The 23268-nt window shown below is 65.4% G+C and carries 16 protein-coding genes and 3 rRNA genes; 15 read left to right on the top strand and 4 right to left on the bottom strand.

The annotated features are described in order from the left end of the window. The first annotated feature begins 17 nt into the window (after window positions 1–17). The 3 genes from atpD to BCM27_RS10035 all read left to right on the top strand — a co-directional run bounded on the left by atpD (window position 18) and on the right by BCM27_RS10035 (window position 2515). A complete protein-coding gene (atpD, locus tag BCM27_RS10025) occupies window positions 18–1466 on the top strand; it encodes a F0F1 ATP synthase subunit beta (protein WP_004021257.1) in 1449 nt (482 codons plus the stop codon). Between the two features lie 9 nt (window positions 1467–1475). Next, window positions 1476–1856 carry a F0F1 ATP synthase subunit epsilon gene (locus BCM27_RS10030; protein WP_004021258.1) on the top strand — a complete coding sequence of 127 codons (381 nt, stop codon included), beginning with the start codon at window positions 1476–1478 and terminating at the stop codon, window positions 1854–1856. Window positions 1857–2074: 218 nt separating this feature from the next. Next, on the top strand, window positions 2075–2515 hold the full coding sequence (locus tag BCM27_RS10035) for a DUF2550 domain-containing protein (protein ID WP_004021259.1): 441 nt from the start codon (window positions 2075–2077) through the stop codon (window positions 2513–2515). Here the strand turns inward: BCM27_RS10035 and BCM27_RS10040 are convergent. Next, complete coding sequence (locus BCM27_RS10040) at window positions 2512–3156, bottom strand: cob(I)yrinic acid a,c-diamide adenosyltransferase (protein ID WP_004021260.1); 645 nt, start codon at window positions 3154–3156, stop codon at window positions 2512–2514. The two genes, BCM27_RS10035 and BCM27_RS10040, sit on opposite strands and share 4 nt — an antisense overlap. Window positions 3157–3266: 110 nt before the next feature. Between BCM27_RS10040 and murA the strand changes: the two genes are divergently transcribed. The 7 genes from murA to BCM27_RS10075 all read left to right on the top strand — a co-directional run bounded on the left by murA (window position 3267) and on the right by BCM27_RS10075 (window position 11949). Next, the gene (gene murA, locus BCM27_RS10045) at window positions 3267–4523 is read left to right on the top strand and encodes a UDP-N-acetylglucosamine 1-carboxyvinyltransferase (protein ID WP_033205422.1); all 1257 of its coding nucleotides are present in this window, start codon (window positions 3267–3269) and stop codon (window positions 4521–4523) included. A gap of 139 nt (window positions 4524–4662) precedes the next feature. After that, entirely contained in the window at window positions 4663–5934 is a 1272-nt protein-coding gene (gene mdo, locus BCM27_RS10050; RefSeq protein ID WP_004021262.1) for an NDMA-dependent methanol dehydrogenase, read from the top strand. A 74-nt stretch (window positions 5935–6008) separates the two neighbouring features. After that, complete coding sequence (locus BCM27_RS10055) at window positions 6009–7121, top strand: MadB family AAA-type ATPase (protein ID WP_004021263.1); 1113 nt, start codon at window positions 6009–6011, stop codon at window positions 7119–7121. Next, window positions 7118–8659: a MadC family VWA domain-containing protein gene (gene madC / locus BCM27_RS10060; RefSeq protein WP_004021264.1), complete on the top strand. Its 1542-nt coding sequence runs from the start codon at window positions 7118–7120 to the stop codon at window positions 8657–8659. Before BCM27_RS10055 ends, madC begins: the two co-directional genes overlap by 4 nt. A gap of 82 nt (window positions 8660–8741) precedes the next feature. Beyond that, a complete protein-coding gene (locus BCM27_RS10065; RefSeq protein WP_004021265.1) occupies window positions 8742–9917 on the top strand; it encodes an iron-containing alcohol dehydrogenase in 1176 nt (391 codons plus the stop codon). Then, window positions 9917–11296, top strand: a complete 1380-nt coding sequence (locus tag BCM27_RS10070; protein WP_004021266.1) for a MadS family sensor histidine kinase — start codon at window positions 9917–9919, stop codon at window positions 11294–11296. The genes BCM27_RS10065 and BCM27_RS10070 overlap by 1 nt, the downstream gene beginning before the upstream one ends. After that, on the top strand, window positions 11293–11949 hold the full coding sequence (locus tag BCM27_RS10075) for a MadR family response regulator transcription factor (RefSeq protein ID WP_004021267.1): 657 nt from the start codon (window positions 11293–11295) through the stop codon (window positions 11947–11949). Before BCM27_RS10070 ends, BCM27_RS10075 begins: the two co-directional genes overlap by 4 nt. Before the next feature lie 19 nt (window positions 11950–11968). On the opposite strand, the gene mftM is transcribed toward BCM27_RS10075, so the two are convergent. Further along, window positions 11969–12832: a mycofactocin oligosaccharide methyltransferase MftM gene (gene mftM / locus BCM27_RS10080; RefSeq protein WP_004021268.1), complete on the bottom strand. Its 864-nt coding sequence runs from the start codon at window positions 12830–12832 to the stop codon at window positions 11969–11971. A gap of 737 nt (window positions 12833–13569) precedes the next feature. Here mftM and BCM27_RS10085 point away from each other — a divergent pair. From BCM27_RS10085 to rrf, 3 genes are all read left to right on the top strand, one after another. After that, window positions 13570–15092 (top strand): 16S ribosomal RNA (locus BCM27_RS10085). A 433-nt stretch (window positions 15093–15525) separates the two neighbouring features. Further along, window positions 15526–18660: ribosomal RNA gene (locus tag BCM27_RS10090) — 23S ribosomal RNA — on the top strand. A 113-nt stretch (window positions 18661–18773) separates the two neighbouring features. Then, a 5S ribosomal RNA gene (gene rrf / locus BCM27_RS10095) occupies window positions 18774–18890 on the top strand. The 16S, 23S and 5S rRNA genes sit together here, the layout of an rRNA operon. 69 nt (window positions 18891–18959) lie before the next feature. On the opposite strand, the gene BCM27_RS10100 is transcribed toward rrf, so the two are convergent. Continuing rightward, window positions 18960–19838 carry a universal stress protein gene (locus BCM27_RS10100; RefSeq protein WP_004019505.1) on the bottom strand — a complete coding sequence of 293 codons (879 nt, stop codon included), beginning with the start codon at window positions 19836–19838 and terminating at the stop codon, window positions 18960–18962. 135 nt (window positions 19839–19973) lie between these two features. On the opposite strand from BCM27_RS10100, the gene glsA reads away from it, so the two are divergent. Beyond that, window positions 19974–21407, top strand: coding sequence for a glutaminase A (gene glsA, locus BCM27_RS10105; protein WP_033203575.1), 1434 nt, complete (start codon window positions 19974–19976; stop codon window positions 21405–21407). Between the two features lie 67 nt (window positions 21408–21474). Then, a complete protein-coding gene (nucS, locus tag BCM27_RS10110; RefSeq protein ID WP_004019507.1) occupies window positions 21475–22158 on the top strand; it encodes an endonuclease NucS in 684 nt (227 codons plus the stop codon). A gap of 59 nt (window positions 22159–22217) precedes the next feature. On the opposite strand, the gene BCM27_RS10115 is transcribed toward nucS, so the two are convergent. Then, window positions 22218–23186, bottom strand: a complete 969-nt coding sequence (locus tag BCM27_RS10115) for a coiled-coil domain-containing protein (protein WP_004019510.1) — start codon at window positions 23184–23186, stop codon at window positions 22218–22220. Between the last annotated feature and the right edge of the window lie 82 nt (window positions 23187–23268).

The following is a 23268-nucleotide window of genomic DNA, read 5'->3' on the forward strand; positions in this document are numbered from 1 at the left end:
GAAGTGACCCAAGCACCATGACCGCAGCAGTAGAAACCCCCTCCGCGAAGTCGGCGGGTTCCGCCGACGGGCGGGTCGTCCGCATCATCGGCCCCGTGGTCGACGTCGAGTTCCCGCGGGGCTCGATTCCTGAACTGTTCAACGCCCTCCACGCCGAGGTCGCCCTCTCCTCGGTCGCCAAGACGCTGACCCTCGAGGTCGCCCAGCATCTCGGTGACAACCTGGTGCGCACCATCTCGATGCAGCCGACCGACGGCCTGGTCCGCGGCGCGGCTGTGTCCGACACCGGCAAGTCGATCGTCGTGCCGGTCGGTGACGTCGTCAAGGGTCACGTCTTCAACGCCCTCGGTGACTGCCTCGACAGCCCGGGCCTCGGCCGCGACGGCGAGCAGTGGAGCATCCACCGCAAGCCGCCGGCCTTCGACGAGCTCGAGGGCAAGACCGAGATCCTCGAGACCGGCATCAAGGTCATCGACCTGCTGACCCCGTACGTCAAGGGCGGCAAGATCGGTCTGTTCGGTGGTGCGGGCGTCGGCAAGACCGTCCTCATCCAGGAGATGATCACGCGTATCGCGCGTGAGTTCTCCGGCACCTCGGTGTTCGCCGGCGTCGGCGAGCGCACCCGTGAGGGCACCGACCTCCACCTCGAGATGGAGGAGATGGGCGTTCTCCAGGACACCGCCTTGGTGTTCGGTCAGATGGACGAGCCGCCGGGCACGCGTATGCGCGTGGCTCTCTCGGCGCTGACCATGGCGGAGTACTTCCGCGATGTGAAGCACCAGGACGTGCTGCTCTTCATCGACAACATCTTCCGCTTCACGCAGGCCGGCTCGGAGGTCTCGACCCTCCTCGGTCGTATGCCGTCCGCGGTCGGTTACCAGCCGACCCTGGCCGACGAGATGGGTGAGCTCCAGGAGCGCATCACCTCGACGAAGGGTCGCTCGATCACCTCGCTGCAGGCGATCTACGTCCCCGCCGACGACTACACCGACCCGGCGCCGGCCACCACGTTCGCTCACCTCGATGCGACCACCGAGCTCTCGCGTCCGATCTCGCAGCTGGGTATCTACCCCGCCGTGGACCCGCTGACCTCGACCTCGCGCATCCTCGAGGCGTCGATCGTGGGCGACGAGCACTTCCGCGTCGCCAACGAGGTCAAGCGCATCCTGCAGAAGTACAAGGAGCTGCAGGACATCATCGCCATCCTCGGTATGGACGAGCTCTCCGAAGAGGACAAGGTCACGGTGCAGCGCGCTCGCCGTATCCAGAAGTTCCTCGGCCAGAACTTCCTCGTCGCCGAGAAGTTCACCGGCCAGAAGGGCTCGGTCGTCCCGCTCGCCGACACCATCGAGGCCTTCGACCGTGTTGCCAAGGGTGAGTTCGACCACCTGCCCGAGCAGGCGTTCAACAGCTGCGGTGGACTCGACGACGTGGAGGCCGCCGCCGCCAAGATCAGCGGAAAGTAGCGATTCGCCATGGCTGAGAAGTCCTTCCACGTGGAGGTTGTCTCCGCGGATCAGAGCCTGTACTCGGGAGAGGCCACGTTCGTGATCGCGCAGACCACCGTCGGTGAGCTGGGTGTCCTGGCCAACCACGAGCCGCTCCTGGGCCAGCTGGTCCCGGGTGGCTTCGTGGTCATCGTCGAGGAGAACGGCAACCGTCGTGCGGCTGCGGTCGAGGGCGGGTTCCTCTCCGTCACCGGCGAGGCCGTGACGGTGCTGGCGGAGTCTGCCGACTGGGCTGACGACGTCGACGTCAACGCGGAGAAGACCGCGCTCGACGAGGCGGAGCCGGATTCGCCGGAGTACCACCGTGCTCACGCGCGTCTGACTGCGGCACAACACCTTTCACGCTAGAACGGCCCGCGCGAGCGGTCTGGGTTCAACAAGCGGCCTCGGCCGGCCATCGGGAGAGATCCGATGGCCGGCCGAGGCCGTTTGGCGTGTCATGTGCGGGTTCTGGCATGCTTGTCATCACAGCCCCCTGTCCCGCGTGTGCGCAGCCCGAGCCGTCTTGAGCCCTACCGGGTTCGACGCTTTCGCCCGCACGCGGTGACTGCACGAAGGAGTAGGTGATGTCGCTGGCGGTCGTGTTGCTCAGTGTGCTGCTGGCGGTGGCGGTCCTGTTGTGCGCCTTCTTGACGATTCGTCTCGCCCAGCTCCGGCGTGCCGGCACGCCGGTCCTGCTGCGCACCGTGCCCGCCGCGGTCGACGAGGGATGGCGGCACGGCACCGTGCACTACAGCGATCACTCGCTCCGGTACTACCGCCTCACGTCCCTGAAACCGGGACCGAACGTGACGTTCGCCCGACAGGGTATGGAGATCTCCGGTCGTCGAGCGCCGGAGGGGACCGAGACCGAGATCCTCGACGGGATGCTCATCCTGCAGGTGCAGTCGGCCGGCCAGGCCGACGACGATTACGAACTGGCGATGGGCCCGGGTGCGGTGACCGCGTTCCAGTCCTGGCTGGAATCCCGGCAGTCCGCGCGATCGCAGCGGCGCAAGAGCGCCTAGGACTCGCTCTTCGAGGCCGGCCGCTGTCGGCTACCGCCCGGAACCCACTTGACGTCACCGGGTGAGTCCGCGCCTTGCTGGTCGCCTCCCGCGGTGGGGCGAGTGCGGTTCGCGACCCGCGACAGGATGAACAGCAGGTCGGACAACCGGTTGAGGTACTTGGCCGGCAAGACGCTCGTGTCGTCCGGATGAGCCGACACCGCGGCCCACGCCGACCGTTCCGCTCGCCTGGTCACCGTTCGTGCCTGGTGCAACAGGGCGGCAAGGGGCGTGCCGCCCGGCAGGATGAAGGAGTCCAGCGCGGGCAGCTCGGCGCCGAAGGCGTCGCACCACCGCTCGAGTGCGTCGATGTAGTCCTGCGCGATGCGCAACGGCGGGTACTGGGGATCCTCGACGACGGGTGTGGACAGGTCGGCTCCGGCGTCGAAGAGATCGTTCTGGACGGTGGTGAGGACCGCTCGGATGTCGTCGGGTACCTCGCCGCCGAGCGCCAGGGCGAGACCGATGGTGGCATTCGCCTCGTCGCAGTCGGCGTAGGCGACCACGCGCGGATCGGTCTTGGGAACCCGGGAGAAGTCGCTCAGTCCGGTGGAGCCGTCGTCACCGGTCCGGGTGTAGATCCTCGTCAGGTGTACCGCCATGCGTCGAATGTACTGCGCGATGGCCGGGTGGCCCGACGCGCGGTCTCGGACGTGCGGGGTCGGACCCACTGGGCCGGGGGCCGCGAACCCGGGCGGTTAAGGTGGCAGGCGTGAGCGATCGGTTTCTGGTGTCCGGGGGAGCGCGTCTGTCCGGCGAGGTGGCAGTGGGTGGCGCAAAGAACAGCGTCCTGAAACTCATGGCCGCGGCCCTCCTCGCCGAGGGGACGACCGTGCTGACCAATGCACCCGAGATCGCCGACGTCCCGCTGATGGCCGACGTGCTCCGCGGTCTGGGTGCGGTCGTCGAGATGGATGGCGAGACGGTCACCATCACCGCTCCCGCCGAACCGAAATTCCACGCCGATTTCGCGGCGGTCCGTCAGTTCCGCGCCTCGGTCTGCGTCCTCGGCCCGTTGATGGCGCGGTGCCATCGCGCGGTCGTCGCGCTGCCCGGCGGCGACGCGATCGGCTCCCGGCCGCTCGACATGCATCAGGCGGGTCTGCGCGCGCTCGGCGCCACGAGCACCATCGAGCACGGTTGTGTGGTGGCCGAGGCCGACACCCTGGTCGGCGCTCCGATCGCGCTGGAGTTCCCGTCGGTGGGTGCGACCGAGAACATCCTCATGGCCGCGGTGCTCGCCGAGGGACAGACCACCATCGACAACGCCGCGCGTGAGCCCGAGATCGTCGACCTCTGCGTGATGCTGCAGCAGATGGGCGCACAGATCGACGGTGCCGGCACCTCGACCCTGACCGTCGTCGGTGTCGACCGACTGCATCCGACGACCCACCGGGTGGTCGGGGACCGCATCGTCGGCGCGACCTGGGGTATCGCGGCCGCGATGACCCGCGGTGACGTCACCGTGCGCGGCGTGAAACCCGAACACCTGCAGTTGGTTCTGAACAAACTGGGCGACACCGGGGCCGTGGTCGACACCTTCGACGACGGCTTCCGGGTCCGGCACGACCGCCGGCCCACCGCCGTCAACGTGTCCACCCTGCCGTTCCCCGGCTTTCCCACCGATCTGCAACCGATGGCGATCGGTCTGGCCGCGATCTCCGACGGCATGTCGGTCATCACCGAGAACGTCTTCGAGGCCCGCTTCCGCTTCGTCGAGGAGATGGTCCGTCTCGGGGCCGACGCCCGGACCGACGGCCACCACGCGGTCATCCGCGGGATCGACCGCCTGTCGAGCGCGCCGGTCTGGTGCTCGGACATCCGCGCCGGCGCCGGCCTCGTGCTGGCCGGGCTCGTCGCCGACGGGGTGACCGAGGTGCACGACGTCGAGCACATCGATCGCGGATACCCCCACTTCGTGGAGATCCTGCGCAGTCTCGGCGGCGAGATCGAGCGCATGCGCGACTGAACCCTGTCCGATCGGACAGGTGCCGGCCCGTCCGGCCGGGTGCACTGTTGTCGAGTACGGGCAGGACCCCTTGTCCCGGTTGTGATCTGGGCGACATTCTCGTTGTGACAGACCCAACCGTCACAAGGAGTTCACCACCATGGCCATTGAGCTGAACCAGATCTGGGACTTCCCGATCAAGGAGTTCCACCCGTTCCCGAAGGCGAAGCTGGGTGTCGGCGCGCACGACATGCTCGGTGTCGAGGCCAAGGATCTGGGCATGACCCGCGCACTGCTGATGACCACGGGGCTGCGCGGTTCCGGGATCATCGAGGAGCTGATCGGCAAGATCGAGTACCAGGGCGTCGACGTCGTCCTCTACGACCAGGTGGAGTCCAACCCCAAGGACTACAACTGCATGGACGCCGCGGCCCTCTACCAGTCGGAGAAGTGCGACGGCATCATCTCGGTGGGCGGCGGTTCCAGTCATGATGCCGCCAAGGGCGCCCGCATGGTCATCGCGCACGACGGCCGCAACATCAACGAGTTCGAGGGCTTCTCCAAGGCCACCAACAAGGAGAACCCCAAGCACATCGCGGTCTCGACCACGGCCGGCACGGGGTCGGAGACCTCCTGGGCGTACGTCATCACCGACACCTCGGACATGAACAAGCCGCACAAGTGGGTGGCGTTCGACGACACGTGTCTCGTCGACCTGGCGATGGACGACCCGCTGCTCTACTACACGTGCCCCGAACACTTCACCGCGTTCTGTGGCTTCGACGTGCTTGCCCACGCGAGCGAGCCGTACGTCTCGCGTCTGGACTTCGCACCGTCACTGGGCAATGCCAAGTACTCGATCGAGCTGATCCGCGACCATCTGCGCACCGCCGTGTACGACCCGCGGAACCTGGCGGCCCGCACCGGGATGATGTACGCGCAGTACATCTCCGCGCAGGCGTTCAACTCCGGCGGTCTCGGTCTCGTGCACTCGCTGTCGCATGCGGTGAGCGCGTTCTACGACAGCCATCACGGGCTGAACAACGCCATCGCCCTGCCCCGCGTCTGGGAGTACAACCTGCCGTCTCGCTACGAGCGTTACGCCGAGATCGCCGCGCTGCTCGGTGTCGACACGTCGAAGATGACGACCGTGCAGGCCGCCGACGCCGCCGTCGAGGAGGCCATCCGGCTGGGCAAAGACCTCGGTATCCCGGACAACTTCGGTCAGCTGTCGACGAGCAGCTACGACAAGAACCGCATGAACACCGGCAAGTACGAGGGCCGCGGCGAGACCATGGACACCTCGGACAAGCAGATCCGCGCCATCGCCGAGCACATGATGGACGACTGGTGCACGCCGGGCAACCCGCGTGAGAGCACCGTCGAATCGCTGATCCCGATGGTGGCGCACGCCTTCACCGGCAGCTACTGATCCGTCCTGCCCGCCCGCCTGATCCGAACCCGCCCGATCCGAGAGCCAAAGGCCGACAAGGAGTCCGACATCCGATGACGCACGTCTGCGCACCTCGGGAAACGCCCGAGGACATCACCCGGGACACCCCGGACAGCCGTTCCTTCCCGTCCGTGGAGGAGCTGACCGACGCGCTGGTTGGGCAGGGCTATCTGATCGGTCCGGAACTGGCGGTCGTCGTCCATCTCGCGACACTCCTCGACCGGCCCCTCCTGCTGGAGGGGCCGGCCGGGGTCGGCAAGACGGAGCTGGCGAAAGCGCTGGCGGCGGCGTCGGGGCGCGAGCTCGTCCGGCTGCAGTGTTATGAGGGTCTCGACGAGTCGCGCGCCCTCTACGAATGGGATTACGCGCGACAGCTTCTCCATGTGCAGATGCTGCGCGATCGGATCAGTGTCGAACTCGCTGCCGAGACGACCCTCTCGGCCGCGAGTTCGGCGCTGGCGCGCGCCGAGGTCGGCGTCTACACCGAGGACTTCCTGGTGGCTCGGCCGCTGATGGCGGCCATCACGTCGCCGTCGCCGACGGTCCTGCTCGTCGACGAGATCGACCGCACCGACGAGGCGATGGAGGCGGTCATGCTCGAGGTCCTCGCCGAGCGTCAGGTGACCGTCCCCGAACTCGGGACGTTCACCGCCCGATCGTCGCCGTGGGTCATCCTGACCTCCAACGACACCCGCGAACTCTCGCCGGCGCTCAAGCGTCGCTGCCTGCACTTCCAGGTCGACTACCCGGACCCGCAGACCGAGCGGGACATCGTCGCGGTCCGTGCGCCCGACGTCGAGGAAGCGATCATCGGTGAGGTGGTCGATCTCGCGCGTCGTCTCCGGGACCTCCCGTTGCGCAAGAGTCCGTCCATCGCAGAGGTGATCGACGCGGCGCGAGCCGCCTCCTACCTCGGCGCACGCGACGGGCAACCGGGAAGGCCGATCGGCGCGGATGACCACAGTGCTCTGCTCGCCCTGCTCGTGAAGTTCGGCTCCGACGGTGAGATCGCCCGGCGCGCACTGTCCGTCGGCGCCGACGCCGGTGGGTCAACGGCGGTCGGGTTGCCCGTCGGGGTCGACGGGACGACGCCCGGCGGGTCGGTGACCGCCCGTGCGTTCGGTGCCGGGCGTGCCCGCAGTGCGGGTAGCCGCCCGGGCCGATGACCCCGATGTCGGTCGTCGCGTCGAGGCGTGCCGACCCGCTCGACCTGCTCGCGGTCACGTTCGGACGGGTCCTGCGGAGCTCGGGGGTCGCGGCCTCGCCCGCCGAGGTCATCGAGATCCGCCGGACCCTGTCGATGGTCGGTGCCGCCGAGCCGGTGGTCCTGCGTGCGGCGCTACAGAGCGTGTGCGTGAAATACGGTTATGAGACAGCGGGTTTCGAGCGTGCCTTCGCACTGTTCTTCCTCGGCGCCGACCCCGATCAGCCGGATGAGGACGACCTTCCCCGGGCCCGTGGCGTCGCGGCTGATCTGCCCGACGACGTGGTCTGGGACGACGAGTTCGAGGGCGCTGCCCGCCAGATAGGAGCCGACGAACACACCGATGAGATCGGCCACTTGATGGCCGATGATCCCGATGCCGCGCACCGTGACGCCGAGAGCGCTCACCGGGAGGAGAACGACTTCAGCGTGTCGGCCGGCGCCGAACAGCTCGGCGTCGACCCGGACGGCGGCACGACCGGCGGGGGAGTGACGTACACGGTCGAGGTCGACACCGCCGACTCGGCGACCGTCGGCGAGCTGACCGGATCGGCGGCCCGGGTCTCGAGCCGGCCGCTCGGGCTGACCGGCGCCCACGCCATCCTCGCTGCGCTCGACGCCTACGATCCGCGCAAGGCATACGGCGCCGACGGAAACGAGGATCTCGGCGAGGCCCGGCGGGCCGAACTCGAACGCGCACTCGGTGCTTTTGTCGATGCGCTGGTCTCCCGGCTGGACGCCGACGGCGGCGTCGAGGCGGTGTCCGGGTCCGACCGGCCGGCCGAGGGGTACGTCGACCAGGCCGAGATCGATCGCGCCTGCCACCGGCTGATCCAGCGCATGCGCGGTGCACCGCGTCGGGTGGTCCGCCCGGTCGACCGCGGTGCCCTCGACATCCGCGCGACCATGCGCGCGGCGGTCGCGACCGACGGCGTGCCCGCCGAACTGTGGCGGCGCCGCAGGCGGCCCGGTCCGGTCCGGATGCTGGTACTCGTCGACGTCTCGCTGTCGGTCCGCCCGGTCACCGGGTTCATCCTGCGTCTGGCACAGACACTGCACCGCTTCGGCGACCGATGTGAGGTCGTCGCGTTCGTCGATCGGCCGGTGCGCGTCACGACCGCCCTCCGAACCGCGGCGGCCGACTCGGCTCTCGCGGCGGTGCTTGCCGCCGACGGTCTGGATCTCGCCGCGACGAGCGACTACGGGCGGATGTTCGGCGAGTTGCTGGGCGATTTCGGGGACCTGATCAGCAGGCGGACGTCGGTGCTCGTCGTCGGGGACGCGCGTAGCAACGGACTCGATCCGCGTGTCGACCTCGTCGCCGAAGTCGGCCGCCGGTCGCATCGGATCGCCTGGATCACACCGGAACCCGAACGGTACTGGTCGCAATCCGGCTGCGCGATGGCCGACTACGCCGAACACTGCAGTGGTGTCGTCAGCGTGCGAGACGGTGCCGAGATGCTCGCGCGCTGCGACGAGTTGGGTGCGGCGCTCAGATGAGGTGGGTAGCGTCGGGGTACCGGTGAGCCGGGACGGTCGGTGTGGTGGTTGTGATCGGGGCAGAGGACGAGAGGCAGGTCGGATGCTGGGTGATGCGCGCCGGCGGACATCGGGCCAGGTCGCCAAGTTCCACACGCCGGAGATCGTCCTGGGGCCGGGCGCGTTCGGGGAGGTGCCGGTCGCGACGGCGGGACTCGGGATGCGCCGGCCGTTCGTGGTCAGCGACCGCTGTCTGGAACGCACACCCTGGTACGCGCAGCTGATCGCCGGGCTGCGGGCCGGCGGCCTCGATGCGGCGTCCTACCTGGACGTGTCGCCCAACCCACGGTCCGGCGAGGTCGCGGCCGCGTTTCTCGCGTACAAGGCGCACGACGCCGACGGACTCGTCGCCCTGGGCGGAGGCTCGGTGATCGACGCCGCCAAAGGGGTGGCCGTGCTGGCCGCCAACGGGGGTCACATCCTCGAATACGAGGGAATCGACCGCGCCCGGCGCCCACTCCCGCCGCTCATCGCGGTGCCGACAACGGCCGGCAGCGGCGCGGACGTCTCCCAGTTCTGCATCATCAACGACGCCGAGCGGCGCACGAAGGTGACCATCATCGGGCGGTCGCTCGTACCGGACGTGACGGTGAGCGACCCGACCCTGCTGATGACGGCCCCGGCCGAGGTCACCGCTCAGGTCGGGATGGACGTGCTGACCCACTGCGTCGAGGCCTATGTCTCGCTCGCGCATGGACGTCTCACGGATTCGCTTGCGCTGGAATCGATCCGCGGGGTGTGGACGCATCTCGAGCGGCTCGTCGACGACCCGCGGGACGCAGTGGCGGCCGAGGAGATGTCGCTGGCCGCGCTGCGTGCCGGGATGGCGTTCACCAACGCGATCCTCGGCGCGACCCACGCGATGAGTCACCCCGTCGGCGGGCACTGCGACGCCCCGCACGGTGCGATCAACGCCGTCCTGCTGCCGCACGTGATCCGGTACAACGCCCACGTGTGTGCGGACGGATTCGTCGACCTGGCCGACGCCATCGGGGTCGAGACCTCCGGCGACGCCCGGACCGTCGCCGACCGGCTCGCCGACGCCGTCGCCGCGCTCGGCGCCCGGGTGGGCATGCCGGCATCGCTCGAACCGCTGGGCGTGCGCACCACCGACCTCGACCGCCTCACCACCCACGCGCTGGCCGATTCGTGCATGACCACCAACCCGCGGCGACCGCAGGCCGCGGGCATCCGGGACCTCTACGCCGAAGCGCTCTGATGACCGGTCCGTCACCCGAGCGGAGCGCTCTTCCGGAACAGGCCGACCTCGACAGCCTGGTCGGACTCCGCAGTGTCAAGGGGAGTCACTACGCGGCGCTTCGCGGCGTCGAGGCGCGGCTGAGCCGCGTGGTCGGTGCGCTCGAGCGGATCTCGCGCGCTCTCGTCCGCACAGCCGAAGGCCCCGAAGCGCTGGTCATCGCGGTGGTCGAGGCAGCCCGCGACCACCTCGGCGCGGACTGGGTCGTCTTCGCGCTCGCGGACGGGCGGCTGGAACAATCCGCCCCGCGTCACCTCATCAGCGCGGGCAGCGGCCGGCTCTACGCCTTCGAAGGATCCGAACGGGCCGCCGCGCCCGACGACCTGCCCGACGAGGTACTGAACCGGCTCAACGACATCCTGCGCGGACACGAGACCGTCCTGCACGGCGCGATCCTGCAGGAAGACCACGTTCACGTGCCGGTCGAACTCGATGGCAGCGTCGTCGGGGGACTGTCGGCCTGGACACCGGTCGGTCGACTGGTCGACCCCACCGACCTGGTCGTCCTGCGCATCCTGGCCAGCCAGGCGATCGTCGCATTGCTCAACGCCGAGCTGTTCTCCGAGACCGACCGCCACGCAACGGAACTGGCGAAGCGCAACACCGAACTGGAGCGCACCCAGCGGGAGCTGTCGGCCGCGATGCGGGCGACCGTGCTCAACGAGGAGCGCGCCCGGATCGCCCGGGAACTCCACGACTCGGTGACCCAGTCGGTGCTGTCGGCAGGCGTACAGATCGAACTGTGCCGCGACCTCGTCGAGGGCCCCGCGCTCGATCGCCTGGAGATGGCCGGCCGGCTGACAAAGGAGGCCGTCGAACAGTTGCGGTCGTTCATCTACGCGCTCAACAACGCGACGAACGCACCGTCGCCGAGTGTCCGCGACGTCCTGACCGAACTGTGCTCGCTGCACATGCCCCCGGACCTGCGGACGGCCGTCCACGTTCGGGGCCGGTCGCGTGAGCTCGCCGACGAGGTGCAGCACGCCCTCCTGCGGATCGCCGGCGAGGCGCTGTTCAACGCCGCCGTCCATGCCCGCGCCCACCAGGTCACCGTGACGCTCACCTATTCGGCGGGCACCGTCGGACTGTCGGTCGACGACGACGGCGTCGGCGACCCCGAGCATCTGCGCCGGGTGATGCGCACCGCGTCGCTCGGCGATCTCACGGCCGGTCGGCACCGCGGCCTCGCGAACATGTCGTATCGCGCCGCCGAACTCGGGGGCGAGCTCCGGATCCGCCGGTCGCGCATCGGCGGGATCCGGGTCGCCGCAACCCTCCCGTTCGACACGGTGAGCACCGCCAGCGCCGACGGTCGGCTCGGAACAAAGGAGTTCGGGTGAGCGACAACGCCATCAGACGTCCCATCCGCACACTGCTCGTCGACGACCACGCTCTGCTGCGCCAGGGCATGCGGTCGCTGCTGGAGCGCGAAGACGTGGTCGACGTGGTCGGGGAGGCGGGTTCGGCCGACGCCGCGCTCGCCGAGGTGAACGCGCACCGTCCCGATGTCGTGGTCGTCGACCTCAAGCTGTCCGCCGGCACCGAGTACGAGGGCCTGCGTCTCATCAAGGAGATCGCGCAGCGCCACCCGGAGGTCGCGGCGTTGGTGCTCACGACGTTCCTCGACGATGACCTGGTGGTGCGCGCCGTGCGGGCGGGAGCCCGGGGGTACGTGGTCAAGGACGTCGACACGACCGAACTCGTGCGCGCGATCCAGGCCGTGTCCGGCGGCGGCAGCGCGTTCGACCCACGCAGCGCGGCAGTCGTGTTGCGTGCGGTGTCAGGTGAGAACGAGCCGTCCGAGGCACTCAGTGACCGGGAGCGTGAGGTGCTCCGGCTGCTCGCCGACGGACTGTCCAACAAGCGGATCGGCGAGACGCTCTACATCTCGGAGTCGACCGTGAAGTTCCACATCCGCAACATCATTCGCAAGCTCGGTGTGTCCAAGCGGACCGATGCGGTGTACATCGCCAGCAAGCGCGGGCTGATCTGAGGCGGTGCCCCGTTCGGGGTCAGTGTGCGGGGGTGAGGACGAGCCAGCCGCCGTGATCGAGAACGACCTCGGCCTCGGCGTGCGGGACCGCGCGTGCCCAGTCGTACAGGTCGTCTTCGGTGAGTCGGACCAGGTGGCCGAAGTGCGGACTCGGTTCGTCCTCGAACGGCACACCGATGATCACGCGTCGGCGGGCGACCCGCAGCGCTTCGCCGATCGCGGTGTGCGCGCCTGCAGGGTCGAGGTGCTCGAGTAGATGGATGAGGGTGACGGTGTCGGCCGACTCGTCGGCGTAGGGGAGGGCGGTCGCGTTCCCGACCGACGCGGCGACGGGCAGACCGCGCCGGCGCGCAGCGCGGGAGAGCAGCGACACCGCTCCGGGTGAGATGTCGCAGGCGGAGACCCGGAGGCCGTCCACGGCGCACGCGAGGGCGAAGAAGCCGAAGCACGATCCGACCTCGAGGACGGTCCGGCCGGAGATGAGCCTGCGCGCACGCTCGTGCACTGGCGCGAATGCCGATGCGCCCGTCCGCAGTTCGCGCAGCGAGTTGTCGTAGAAGGCCGACCAGGCATCGTCGGACGTGGCCGCCGAGGTGCGGATGATGCCCATCGCCGCCGACTCGAACTGCTCCTGGCCGGCCAGCAGCCCGGCTTCGACGAGAGCCACGAGTCCGTCGACCACCACCGCATCGGAGATGCTGCGTTCGTCGAAGGGATGGGCGATGTGCAGGATCCCTGCCTGCCTACGCCAGGAGAGGAGACCGCAACGTGTGAAGCCCGAGGGGACAAGCGGAGATCGGCGAACACGCGGTGGGGGTCGGAGTGCCGGCGACGCGTCGGCAGACGTGGTGGTGGGGGTCGTTGCCAGATCGATCGCGGTCATGTGTCGACCGTAAGAGCGTCCTGACCTGCGCATAACTGCCCGAGCGGGGGTGATGACCTGACCAAAAGGATGGTTTGCGACGCACGTCACATCGCTGTGATTCGTCGGTTTGTCCGCGCGGCAGTGCATTTCGACGCCGATCGATGAGCTGTGACCTGCACGGATGGCGACTACGACGGGCGGCGAACAGGCGATTTGACCCCGGCGATCCCGTTGCGTAACTTTCTTCAAGTCAGCGAGCCACGGCGCCGCCCAGGAGGGCCTGAGAGGGTCTGATGGCGGGGAGTGGAGACCGGGTTTGTCGTTGGCCGCCCCTTGTTTGTTCTGGTTGGGACTGTTTGTGTCTCGGGTAGGATGGTGAGGGTTGCCAGGTTCCTTGAGTCCGAACTTTTTCGGAGTTGCGGACTGCGGTTTGGGTCTGGTAGGCTGGAAGAGTTGCCCCGGAGACGGGGTGGCTTGGTTGGTTGACATGCAAGTCTGCTGGTGAGAGCCCTGTGACGGGGTGGGTAGCTGGTGGGTGTGTGTTCTTTGAGAACTCGATAGTGTGATGATGAATTGTCTGATGCCAATGTGATGGCATCGAGCATCTTTTGTGGATGTAGATGTTTGTTTTTTGTGTGGCGCTTCCATCCCGTGGGGGTGTCACATTTTGCTAGGTTTATTTTGGTCAGGTTGTGCTTTCCTGATTTGTGTTGAAACGCCGGCTCTTTTGGGGGTTGGTTTTGTTTCACTGTTTTTTCATGGAGAGTTTGATCCTGGCTCAGGACGAACGCTGGCGGCGTGCTTAACACATGCAAGTCGAACGGAAAGGCCCAGCTTGCTGGGTACTCGAGTGGCGAACGGGTGAGTAACACGTGGGTGATCTGCCCTGCACTCTGGGATAAGCCTGGGAAACTGGGTCTAATACCGGATATGACCAACTGTCGCATGGTGGTTGGTGGAAAGCTTTTGCGGTGTGGGATGGGCCCGCGGCCTATCAGCTTGTTGGTGGGGTAATGGCCTACCAAGGCGACGACGGGTAGCCGACCTGAGAGGGTGATCGGCCACACTGGGACTGAGACACGGCCCAGACTCCTACGGGAGGCAGCAGTGGGGAATATTGCACAATGGGCGCAAGCCTGATGCAGCGACGCCGCGTGAGGGATGACGGCCTTCGGGTTGTAAACCTCTTTCACCAGGGACGAAGCGTGAGTGACGGTACCTGGAGAAGAAGCACCGGCCAACTACGTGCCAGCAGCCGCGGTAATACGTAGGGTGCGAGCGTTGTCCGGAATTACTGGGCGTAAAGAGCTCGTAGGCGGTTTGTCGCGTCGTCTGTGAAATTCTGCAACTCAATTGCAGGCGTGCAGGCGATACGGGCAGACTTGAGTACTACAGGGGAGACTGGAATTCCTGGTGTAGCGGTGAAATGCGCAGATATCAGGAGGAACACCGGTGGCGAAGGCGGGTCTCTGGGTAGTAACTGACGCTGAGGAGCGAAAGCGTGGGTAGCGAACAGGATTAGATACCCTGGTAGTCCACGCCGTAAACGGTGGGTACTAGGTGTGGGTTCCTTTTCACGGGATCCGTGCCGTAGCTAACGCATTAAGTACCCCGCCTGGGGAGTACGGCCGCAAGGCTAAAACTCAAAGGAATTGACGGGGGCCCGCACAAGCGGCGGAGCATGTGGATTAATTCGATGCAACGCGAAGAACCTTACCTGGGTTTGACATACACCAGACGCGGCTAGAGATAGTCGTTCCCTTGTGGTTGGTGTACAGGTGGTGCATGGCTGTCGTCAGCTCGTGTCGTGAGATGTTGGGTTAAGTCCCGCAACGAGCGCAACCCTTGTCCTGTATTGCCAGCGGGTTATGCCGGGGACTTGCAGGAGACTGCCGGGGTCAACTCGGAGGAAGGTGGGGATGACGTCAAGTCATCATGCCCCTTATGTCCAGGGCTTCACACATGCTACAATGGCTGGTACAGAGGGCTGCGATACCGTGAGGTGGAGCGAATCCCTTAAAGCCAGTCTCAGTTCGGATTGGGGTCTGCAACTCGACCCCATGAAGTCGGAGTCGCTAGTAATCGCAGATCAGCAACGCTGCGGTGAATACGTTCCCGGGCCTTGTACACACCGCCCGTCACGTCATGAAAGTCGGTAACACCCGAAGCCGGTGGCCTAACCCCTTGTGGGAGGGAGCTGTCGAAGGTGGGATCGGCGATTGGGACGAAGTCGTAACAAGGTAGCCGTACCGGAAGGTGCGGCTGGATCACCTCCTTTCTAAGGAGCACACAACAACACCTTCTACGTGACCGTTTGTGTTGCGGTGGGTGTGTGTTCGAGGGTGAAACATCAGACAGACTCACCGCTTCCACACGTGTGGGAGGGTCGGGGGTTACGGCCGTGCCTGTGAGGGCCGGCGGGTTCATTGTCACGCTATCGGGGTTCTGAGGGAACACGCGAGTGTTGTCTCTGACCTTGCTGTTCGATCAATCATGCCGGTGAGGTGTCCTGTGATGGGATGCGGAGGTGTGTGCGGTGGAACGGTGTGTGTTGTTTGAGAAGTGCATAGTGGATGCGAGCATCTTTATTTCAAATCAACTTTTTGTTGGTCTGTGATTTAGCAGAATTTGTAGTGTGTGATGTCTACATTCGGTCCTCGCGGTGCGGCCCTGTTGTGGGGTTGTAGTGTGGGGGTTGTTTGTAGGTGTTGTTGTAAGTGTGTAAGGGCGTTCGGTGGATGCCTTGGTACCAGGAGCCGATGAAGGACGTGGTAGGCCGCGATAGTCCTCGGGGAGTTGTCAAACGAGCTGTGATCCGAGGGTGTCCGAATGGGGAAACCCAGCACGAGTGATGTCGTGTTACCACCAGCTGAATGTATAGGCTGTGTGGGGGGAACGTGGGGAAGTGAAACATCTCAGTACCCATAGGAAGAGAAAACAATTGTGATTCCGTGAGTAGTGGCGAGCGAAAGCGGAGGAGGCTAAACCATGCGCATGTGATACCGGGTAGGGGTTGTGCGTGTGGGGTTGTGGGGTTCGTCTTCTTCCATCTGCCTGTGGAAGCGTGAGTGAGAAAATCGTGTGTTAGGTGAAGTGGCCTGGAATGGTCTGCCGTAGTCGGTGAGAGTCCGGTAGCTGAAAACACATGGTCTTGCGTGACGGTGTCCCCAAGTAGCAGCGGGCTCGTGGAATCTGCTGTGAATCTGCCGGGACCACCCGGTAAGCCTGAATACTTCCTGGTGACCGATAGCGGACAAGTACCGTGAGGGAAAGGTGAAAAGTACCCCGGGAGGGGAGTGAAATAGTACCTGAAACCGGACGCTTACAATCCGTCAAAGCCTGTGCACAGTTTACTGTGGCGGGTGATGGCGTGCCTTTTGAAGAATGAGCCTGCGAGTTAGTGCTCGGTGGCGAGGTTAACCCGTGTGGGGTAGCCGTAGCGAAAGCGAGTCTGAATAGGGCGTGTGAGTCGCCGGGTCTAGACCCGAAGCGGAGTGATCTACCCATGGCCAGGGTGAAGCGTCGGTAAGACGTCGTGGAGGCCCGAACCCACTTCAGTTGAAAATGGAGGGGATGAGTTGTGGGTAGGGGTGAAAGGCCAATCAAACTCCGTGATAGCTGGTTCTCCCCGAAATGCATTTAGGTGCAGCGTCACATGTTTCTTACTGGAGGTAGAGCTACTGGATGGCCGATGGGCCCCACAGGGTTACTGACGTCAGCCAAACTCCGAATGCCGGTAAGTGAGAGTGTGGCAGTGAGACTGCGGGCGATAAGGTTCGTAGTCGAGAGGGAAACAGCCCAGATCGCCGGCTAAGGCCCCTAAGCGTGTACTAAGTGGAAAAGGATGTGGGGTCGCGAAGACAACCAGGAGGTTGGCTTAGAAGCAGCCACCCTTGAAAGAGTGCGTAATAGCTCACTGGTCAAGTGATCCTGCGCCGACAATGTAGCGGGGCTCAAGTACACCGCCGAAGCCGCGGCACTCACATATAGCCCGTCGATCTTCTATGGAGGGTCGGCCAGGTGTGTGGGTGGGTAGGGGAGCGTCCTGCATCCGTGGAAGCGCCGGAGTGATCCAGGTGTGGAGGGTGTGGGAGTGAGAATGCAGGCATGAGTAGCGAAAGCAGAGTGAGAAACTCTGCCGCCGAATGACCAAGGGTTCCTGGGCCAGGCTAATCCGCCCAGGGTGAGTCGGGACCTAAGGCGAGGCCGACAGGCGTAGTCGATGGACAACGGGTTGATATTCCCGTACCCGTGTATCCGCGCCCATGCTGAATCAGTTGTACTAACCATCCTGATCCCCCGGGAGCACCTTCGGGTGCCGAGTTGGGGTGATGCATGGGACCTTGGCTGGTAGTAGGCAAGCGATGGGGTGACGCAGGAAGGTAGTGGGGCCAGTCAGTGGTTGTACTGGTGTAAGCCTGTAGGGCGAGTGATAGGCAAATCCGTCACTCATACAGCCTGAGAGGTGATGCGTAGCCGTTGAGGTGAATTCCATGATCCTATGCTGCCGAGAAAAGCCTCTAGTGAGTTGGTACACGGCCCGTACCCCAAACCAACACAGGTGGTCAGGTAGAGAATACTAAGGCGATCGAGAGAACTGTGGTTAAGGAACTCGGCAAAATGCCCCCGTAACTTCGGGAGAAGGGGGACCCATCCTGGTGACGGCATGTACTGCTTGAGCTGGTGTGGGTCGCAGAGACCAGAGAGAAGCGACTGTTTACTAAAAACACAGGTCCGTGCGAAGTCGTAAGACGATGTATACGGACTGACGCCTGCCCGGTGCTGGAAGGTTAAGAGGACCGGTTAGTCACTTCGGTGGCGAAGCTGAGAATTTAAGCCCCAGTAAACGGCGGTGGTAACTATAACCATCCTAAGGTAGCGAAATTCCTTGTCGGGTAAGTTCCGACCTGCACGAATGGCGTAACGACTTCTCTGCTGTCTCAACCACAGACTCGGCGAAATTGCAGTACGAGTAAAGATGCTCGTTACGCGCGGCAGGACGAAAAGACCCCGGGACCTTCACTATAGCTTGGTATTGGTGTTCGGTTCGGTTTGTGTAGGATAGGTGGGAGACTGTGAAGTGGGCACGCCAGTGTTCATGGAGTCGTTGTTGAAATACCACTCTGATCGTATTGGACTTCTAACCTCGGACCCTGATCGGGTTCAGGGACAGTGCCTGGTGGGTAGTTTAACTGGGGCGGTTGCCTCCTAAAAGGTAACGGAGGCGCCCAAAGGTTCCCTCAGCCTGGTTGGCAATCAGGTGTTGAGTGTAAGTGCACAAGGGAGCTTGACTGTGAGACGTACATGTCGAGCAGGGACGAAAGTCGGGACTAGTGATCCGGCACCGGCAAGTGGAAGCGGTGTCGCTCAACGGATAAAAGGTACCCCGGGGATAACAGGCTGATCTTCCCCAAGAGTCCATATCGACGGGATGGTTTGGCACCTCGATGTCGGCTCGTCGCATCCTGGGGCTGGAGTAGGTCCCAAGGGTTGGGCTGTTCGCCCATTAAAGCGGCACGCGAGCTGGGTTTAGAACGTCGTGAGACAGTTCGGTCTCTATCCGCCGCGCGCGTAAGAAACTTGAGGAAACCTGTCCCTAGTACGAGAGGACCGGGACGGACGAACCTCTGGTGTGCCAGTTGTCCCGCCAGGGGCACTGCTGGTTAGCTACGTTCGGAAGGGATAACCGCTGAAAGCATCTAAGCGGGAAGCCTGTTCCAAGATGAGGTTTCTCACCCCCTCAGCGGGGTTAAGGCCCCCTACAGACCATGGGGTTGATAGGCCAGAACTGTACGCACAGCAATGTGTTCAGGTGACTGGTACTAATCGGCCGAGGACTTACCAACAACACCCACAACATCACCACACAAGTGACTGTGGTGGTGTTCGCATCCACTATGTACTTCTGAAACAACACACAACAAACAAACACTGTTGTGTGAAAAGTGTTTCACAAAGTTACGGCGGCTATAGCGGAGGGGAAACGCCCGGCCCCATTCCGAACCCGGAAGCTAAGCCCTCCAGCGCCAATGGTACTGCACCCTAATCAGTGTGGGAGAGTAGGACACCGCCGAACACAATTTCCCACTGTGGCCCCTCACGATTCGTGAGGGGCCACAGCGCATTTCGGGATCATTGTCCAGGTTCAGTCGGTGCCCTTGGGTACCACGATCATCGGCACGGACACCGCCCGGAGGATCTTGGCCGCGGTTGTTCCGAGGAACAAGGTGTTGGGCGCCGCGAGCCGGCTCGACCCGACCATCACGACGTCACCGTCCTGCCAGTCCAGCGAACCGACCGCTTCTTCGATCGTTGATCCTTGGGCCACCGCGGAGCTGACCGGAAAGTCCTGTGGCAGCTGCTCTCTGGCCGCCTCGAGACTGCGTCGTGCGTGTTCCCGAGCGGAGTCGAGTGCGCGTTCCTCGGGTTCGGTGCGCCACGGTTGCACGTCGTCGACGGCCACCAGCGAGATCAAGCGGATCGGCCGTTGGGCACGGACGCCGCTGCGAAGGGCGGTCTGGAACAGCAGCTGGGTTCCGGGTCGACTGCCGATCGCAACCGAGATCTCCCGGACCTCGTCGGCGCCGAGGTGAGCGAATCCCGGTGGCGCCACCGCGACCGGGACGGGTGCCGAGTGCAGGATGTCGTTCACGACGGTCCCGAGCGTGTGTCGTCCGCGGATGCCGCCGCCTGCGCCGCCGATCACCAGCATGTCTGCCGAGGTCCGTCGGGCCTGCACGATCAGTCCCTCACCCGGATTGGCATGTTCGGCGATCGTCGTGGTGGTCTCGATGTCGTCGGGGAGTTTGGCTGCGGCCGCGTCGAGCCAGCGTCGGGCAGCGCTGTCCAGGGCGTCGGAGAGCCGTTCCACCGACACCTGTTCGGACGGGTCGGTGCTCTCCGGCTCCGGTGGGATGACGATGCAGAGTTCGAGTTCGGCGTCGAAGGTGCGCGCAAGGCAGGCACCCAGAGCGACCGCGTCGTCGCCTCCCGAGGTCGCGATGTATGCGACGAGCAACTTCATGGGTACTCCCAGCGTCGGTGTCTCGGTCCCCGGTCATCGCCAGCCTAGTCATCGTGTGGAGCCCCGGGGTGTACCCGACGCGGCGGAGATCCGTCGCGGTGTCGGGGTGGCACGGGACACGCTTAGATGGAGGGCATGGAGTCCCTCGTCGACGGATATTTCAGCCACATCATGAACGAGTGCCGATCGGATCATGGGGGTGCGGTGGCGGACTACATCCCGGAACTGTCTGCGGTGGACCCGAACGGGTATGCGCTGTCCCTCTGTGTGCACGATGGACACACCTACTCGCACGGCGACACGGCCACGGCGTTCACCATCCAGTCGGTGTCGAAGCCGCTCACGTACGCGATGGCGTTGCAGAAGCACGGTGCGGTCGCAGTGGACGCGAAAATCGGCGTCGAACCGTCGGGGGAGGCGTTCAACGAGATCAGCGTCGACGACCGGCGCCGGCCGAAGAATCCGATGATCAACGCCGGCGCGATCTTCGCGGCGTCGATGCTGTTGCCGCCGATGGACACCGTCGACGAGGCCGCGGTGGCGGCGGCGTTCGCCGAGGTGCTCGAGTTCTACTCCGGGTGTGCCGGTCGACGACTGACGATGGACGAGGACGTCTATGCCTCGGAGTCGGCCACCGGATCGCGCAACCGGGCGATCGCCTACATGCTCGACAGCTTCGGGGCGCTCGAGACCAGTCCCGACGCCGCGCTCGACCTGTACTACCGGCAGTGCTCGATTCGCGTGACCACCGACGATCTCGCCGGAATCGGAGCCACCATCGCCAACGGTGGGGTGAACCCGCGTACCGGCCGTTCGGTGTTCTCCGGTGAGACGGCGCAACGCCTTCTCAGTGTCATGACCACCTGCGGCATGTACGACGGTGCGGGTGACTGGGTCACCACGGTCGGCCTGCCGGCCAAGAGCGGCGTCGGCGGCGGCATCCTCGCGGTCCTGCCGGGCCAGCTCGGCATCGGGGTGTACTCACCCCGCCTCGACGAGCACGGCAACAGCGTCCGCGGAGTCCAGGTGTGCCGTTCGTTGTCGAAGGATCTTGGACTGCACATGTTCAACGTGACCAGGGAGAGCCGGGTGACAATCCGGTCGGTCTACGACCTCTCGGACACATCCGTGGGAGCGGAGTGGAGCGAGCGGGAGCGCAGCTATCTGCGGACCTGCCGCGACACCATACGGGTATACGAACTCCAGGGTGATCTGACTTTCGCCGGAGCCGAGAGCGTGCATCGCCGTCTGGAAGCCGACATGAACCAGTACACCGTGGTGATCGTCGAGATCTCGCGGATCGGGGTGATCGACGCCGTCGCCCGCACCATGGTCCTGAGCATGAAGCGGCGGCTAGACCAGACCGGTCGACGGGCGATGCTCGTCGACCCCGACGGGGTGGTGCGAGCCAGTGTGGACCGCCACCGCAACGACACGGCGTTGCCCGATCTCGATGCGCCGCAAGAACTCCAGGGTTTCGATCCGGCGCTACCGCACGTGCACTCGACCATGGGCGACGCGATCACCGACGCCGAGACGTTCTTGCTCAAGCACTATTACGACCGGTGAGCAGCGACCCGTGGCCGACGGACAGGGGGTCACCGAAACCCTCGTCCGGATGGCCTAGGGTGGGCACGTGCGTCTCGTCATCGCGGAGTGTCAGGTCGATTACGTGGGGCGGCTGACCGCTCATCTGCCCATGGCTCGACGGTTGCTGTTGATCAAGTCGGACGGGTCGGTGAGCGTGCACGCCGACGACCGGGCCTACAAGCCGCTGAACTGGATGAGTCCGCCGTGCTGGCTCACCGAGGCGCAGGTTCCTGACGGCACGCAGGCACAGGCGTACTGGGTCGTCACCAACAAGGCCGGTGAGGAACTCCGCATCACGATCGCGTCGATCGAGCACGACTCGCAGCACGAGCTCGGGGTCGACCCCGGTCTCGTCAAGGACGGCGTGGAGGCGCATCTGCAGGAACTGCTCGCCGAGCACGTCGAGACGCTCGGTCCGGGTCACACCCTCATCCGCCGCGAGTACATGACCGCGATCGGGCCGGTCGACCTGCTGTGTCGGGACGCGTCGGGTGCCACGGTGGCGGTCGAGATCAAGCGACGCGGTGAGATCGACGGCGTCGAGCAGCTGACGCGGTACCTCGACCTGCTCAACCGCGACACCACGCTCGCCCCGGTGGCCGGGGTCTTTGCCGCGCAACAGATCAAGCCGCAGGCCCGGACGCTCGCCGAGGACCGCGGAATCCGGTGTGTGGTGCTGGATTACGACGAACTGCGCGGAGCGGAGAGTACGGAGTTCCGGCTCTTCTGAGGGCTTCGACAAGCTCAACCAGCGGAGGGGACAAGCTCGACCAGCGGACAGTCCTCCAGTCAGGCGTTGGATCGCACCTCGGGCGACCGCGCCTCGGGCGACAGTTTGCGGTTGAGGAGCTCGAGGTCGTCGGAGTCGGACAGCACGGAGTACTCGGAATCGTCCGGCTGGGCCAGCAGTTCCGGGAGCTCGGCCAGTTTGTCGCGGAGATGTCCGAGGTTCGCGGCGATGTCCTGACGGGTGCGATCGGCCGCCTGGGCGAGTTCGCGTGACCGGTCGAGCCGCTCCGTCGCGATGTCCAGTGCGGTCTGCCGGATGTGAGCCGCCTCGTCGAGAGCGCGTTCGCGCTGGTCGGCCAGTTCGGCGTCGTGGCGTTCCCGCTCGGCCCTGCGTTCGGCGGCACTGACCGCCTCCATCTCGGCGACGTCGGCCTTCGCCTTCTCCACGAGTCGACGGGCCTCGTCCTTGGCGGCCTGCATCGTCTTGCTGTGTTCGGCCTCCATCGCGGCGGAGCGCTCGGCGATGAGGCGCGCGGACTCCGACTCGTTGGCGGCCGCGGTCTCCTTGACCTGCCGGGCCCGGGCGGCGGCCTCGTCGACCAGCTTCTTCGCGGCGGTGCGGGCCTCGCCCCGGACACGCTCGGCGTCGGTCGCGGCGGAAGACCGCATGTCGGCGGCCTCCTGGCGGGCGATGGACAGCGTCTCGGCGGCCTCGGCCGAGGCCTCGGCGCGCATCTCCGACGCCTCGTCGGATGCCAGCTGCAGCATCCGGGACAGTCGCTCGCTCATGCCCTGCGCGGTGGTCGGCGGGACCGAGAGCTTGTCGACCTCGCGACGGAGCTCGGCGATCTCGTCGCGGGCGTCCTCGAGATGCGCGGCGAGTTCGTGCGCGTTGGCGGTGGCGGCGTCGCGATCCGCGGCGAGGACGCGCAGATCGGCGTCGAGCCGCTGGAGGTGGTCGGCGACCTGCTCACGGTCATAACCGCGCATCACGATCGCGAAGGGCAATTGCCGTGCGGGACCTGGCATGGCGGCCAGTGTATCGGAGAGCGCGCGGGATCTCCCCGGCCTCGGCGACGCCGCACGCGGACGTGCCGAGCGGGTCGGGCCG

Origin of the sequence: Gordonia terrae, assembly GCF_001698225.1 — a bacterium.
In the GTDB taxonomy this organism is placed as follows: domain Bacteria; phylum Actinomycetota; class Actinomycetes; order Mycobacteriales; family Mycobacteriaceae; genus Gordonia; species Gordonia terrae.

Coding starts and splice junctions, on each gene's coding strand:
- atpD (WP_004021257.1), top strand. CDS start 18: ATGACCGCAGCAGTAGAAACCCCCTCCGCGAAGTCGGCGGGTTCCGCC.
- BCM27_RS10030 (WP_004021258.1), top strand. CDS start 1,476: ATGGCTGAGAAGTCCTTCCACGTGGAGGTTGTCTCCGCGGATCAGAGC.
- BCM27_RS10035 (WP_004021259.1), top strand. CDS start 2,075: ATGTCGCTGGCGGTCGTGTTGCTCAGTGTGCTGCTGGCGGTGGCGGTC.
- BCM27_RS10040 (WP_004021260.1), bottom strand. CDS start 3,156: ATGGCGGTACACCTGACGAGGATCTACACCCGGACCGGTGACGACGGC.
- mdo (WP_004021262.1), top strand. CDS start 4,663: ATGGCCATTGAGCTGAACCAGATCTGGGACTTCCCGATCAAGGAGTTC.
- BCM27_RS10055 (WP_004021263.1), top strand. CDS start 6,009: ATGACGCACGTCTGCGCACCTCGGGAAACGCCCGAGGACATCACCCGG.
- madC (WP_004021264.1), top strand. CDS start 7,118: ATGACCCCGATGTCGGTCGTCGCGTCGAGGCGTGCCGACCCGCTCGAC.
- BCM27_RS10065 (WP_004021265.1), top strand. CDS start 8,742: ATGCTGGGTGATGCGCGCCGGCGGACATCGGGCCAGGTCGCCAAGTTC.
- BCM27_RS10070 (WP_004021266.1), top strand. CDS start 9,917: ATGACCGGTCCGTCACCCGAGCGGAGCGCTCTTCCGGAACAGGCCGAC.
- mftM (WP_004021268.1), bottom strand. CDS start 12,832: ATGACCGCGATCGATCTGGCAACGACCCCCACCACCACGTCTGCCGAC.
- BCM27_RS10100 (WP_004019505.1), bottom strand. CDS start 19,838: ATGAAGTTGCTCGTCGCATACATCGCGACCTCGGGAGGCGACGACGCG.
- glsA (WP_033203575.1), top strand. CDS start 19,974: ATGGAGTCCCTCGTCGACGGATATTTCAGCCACATCATGAACGAGTGC.
- BCM27_RS10115 (WP_004019510.1), bottom strand. CDS start 23,186: ATGCCAGGTCCCGCACGGCAATTGCCCTTCGCGATCGTGATGCGCGGT.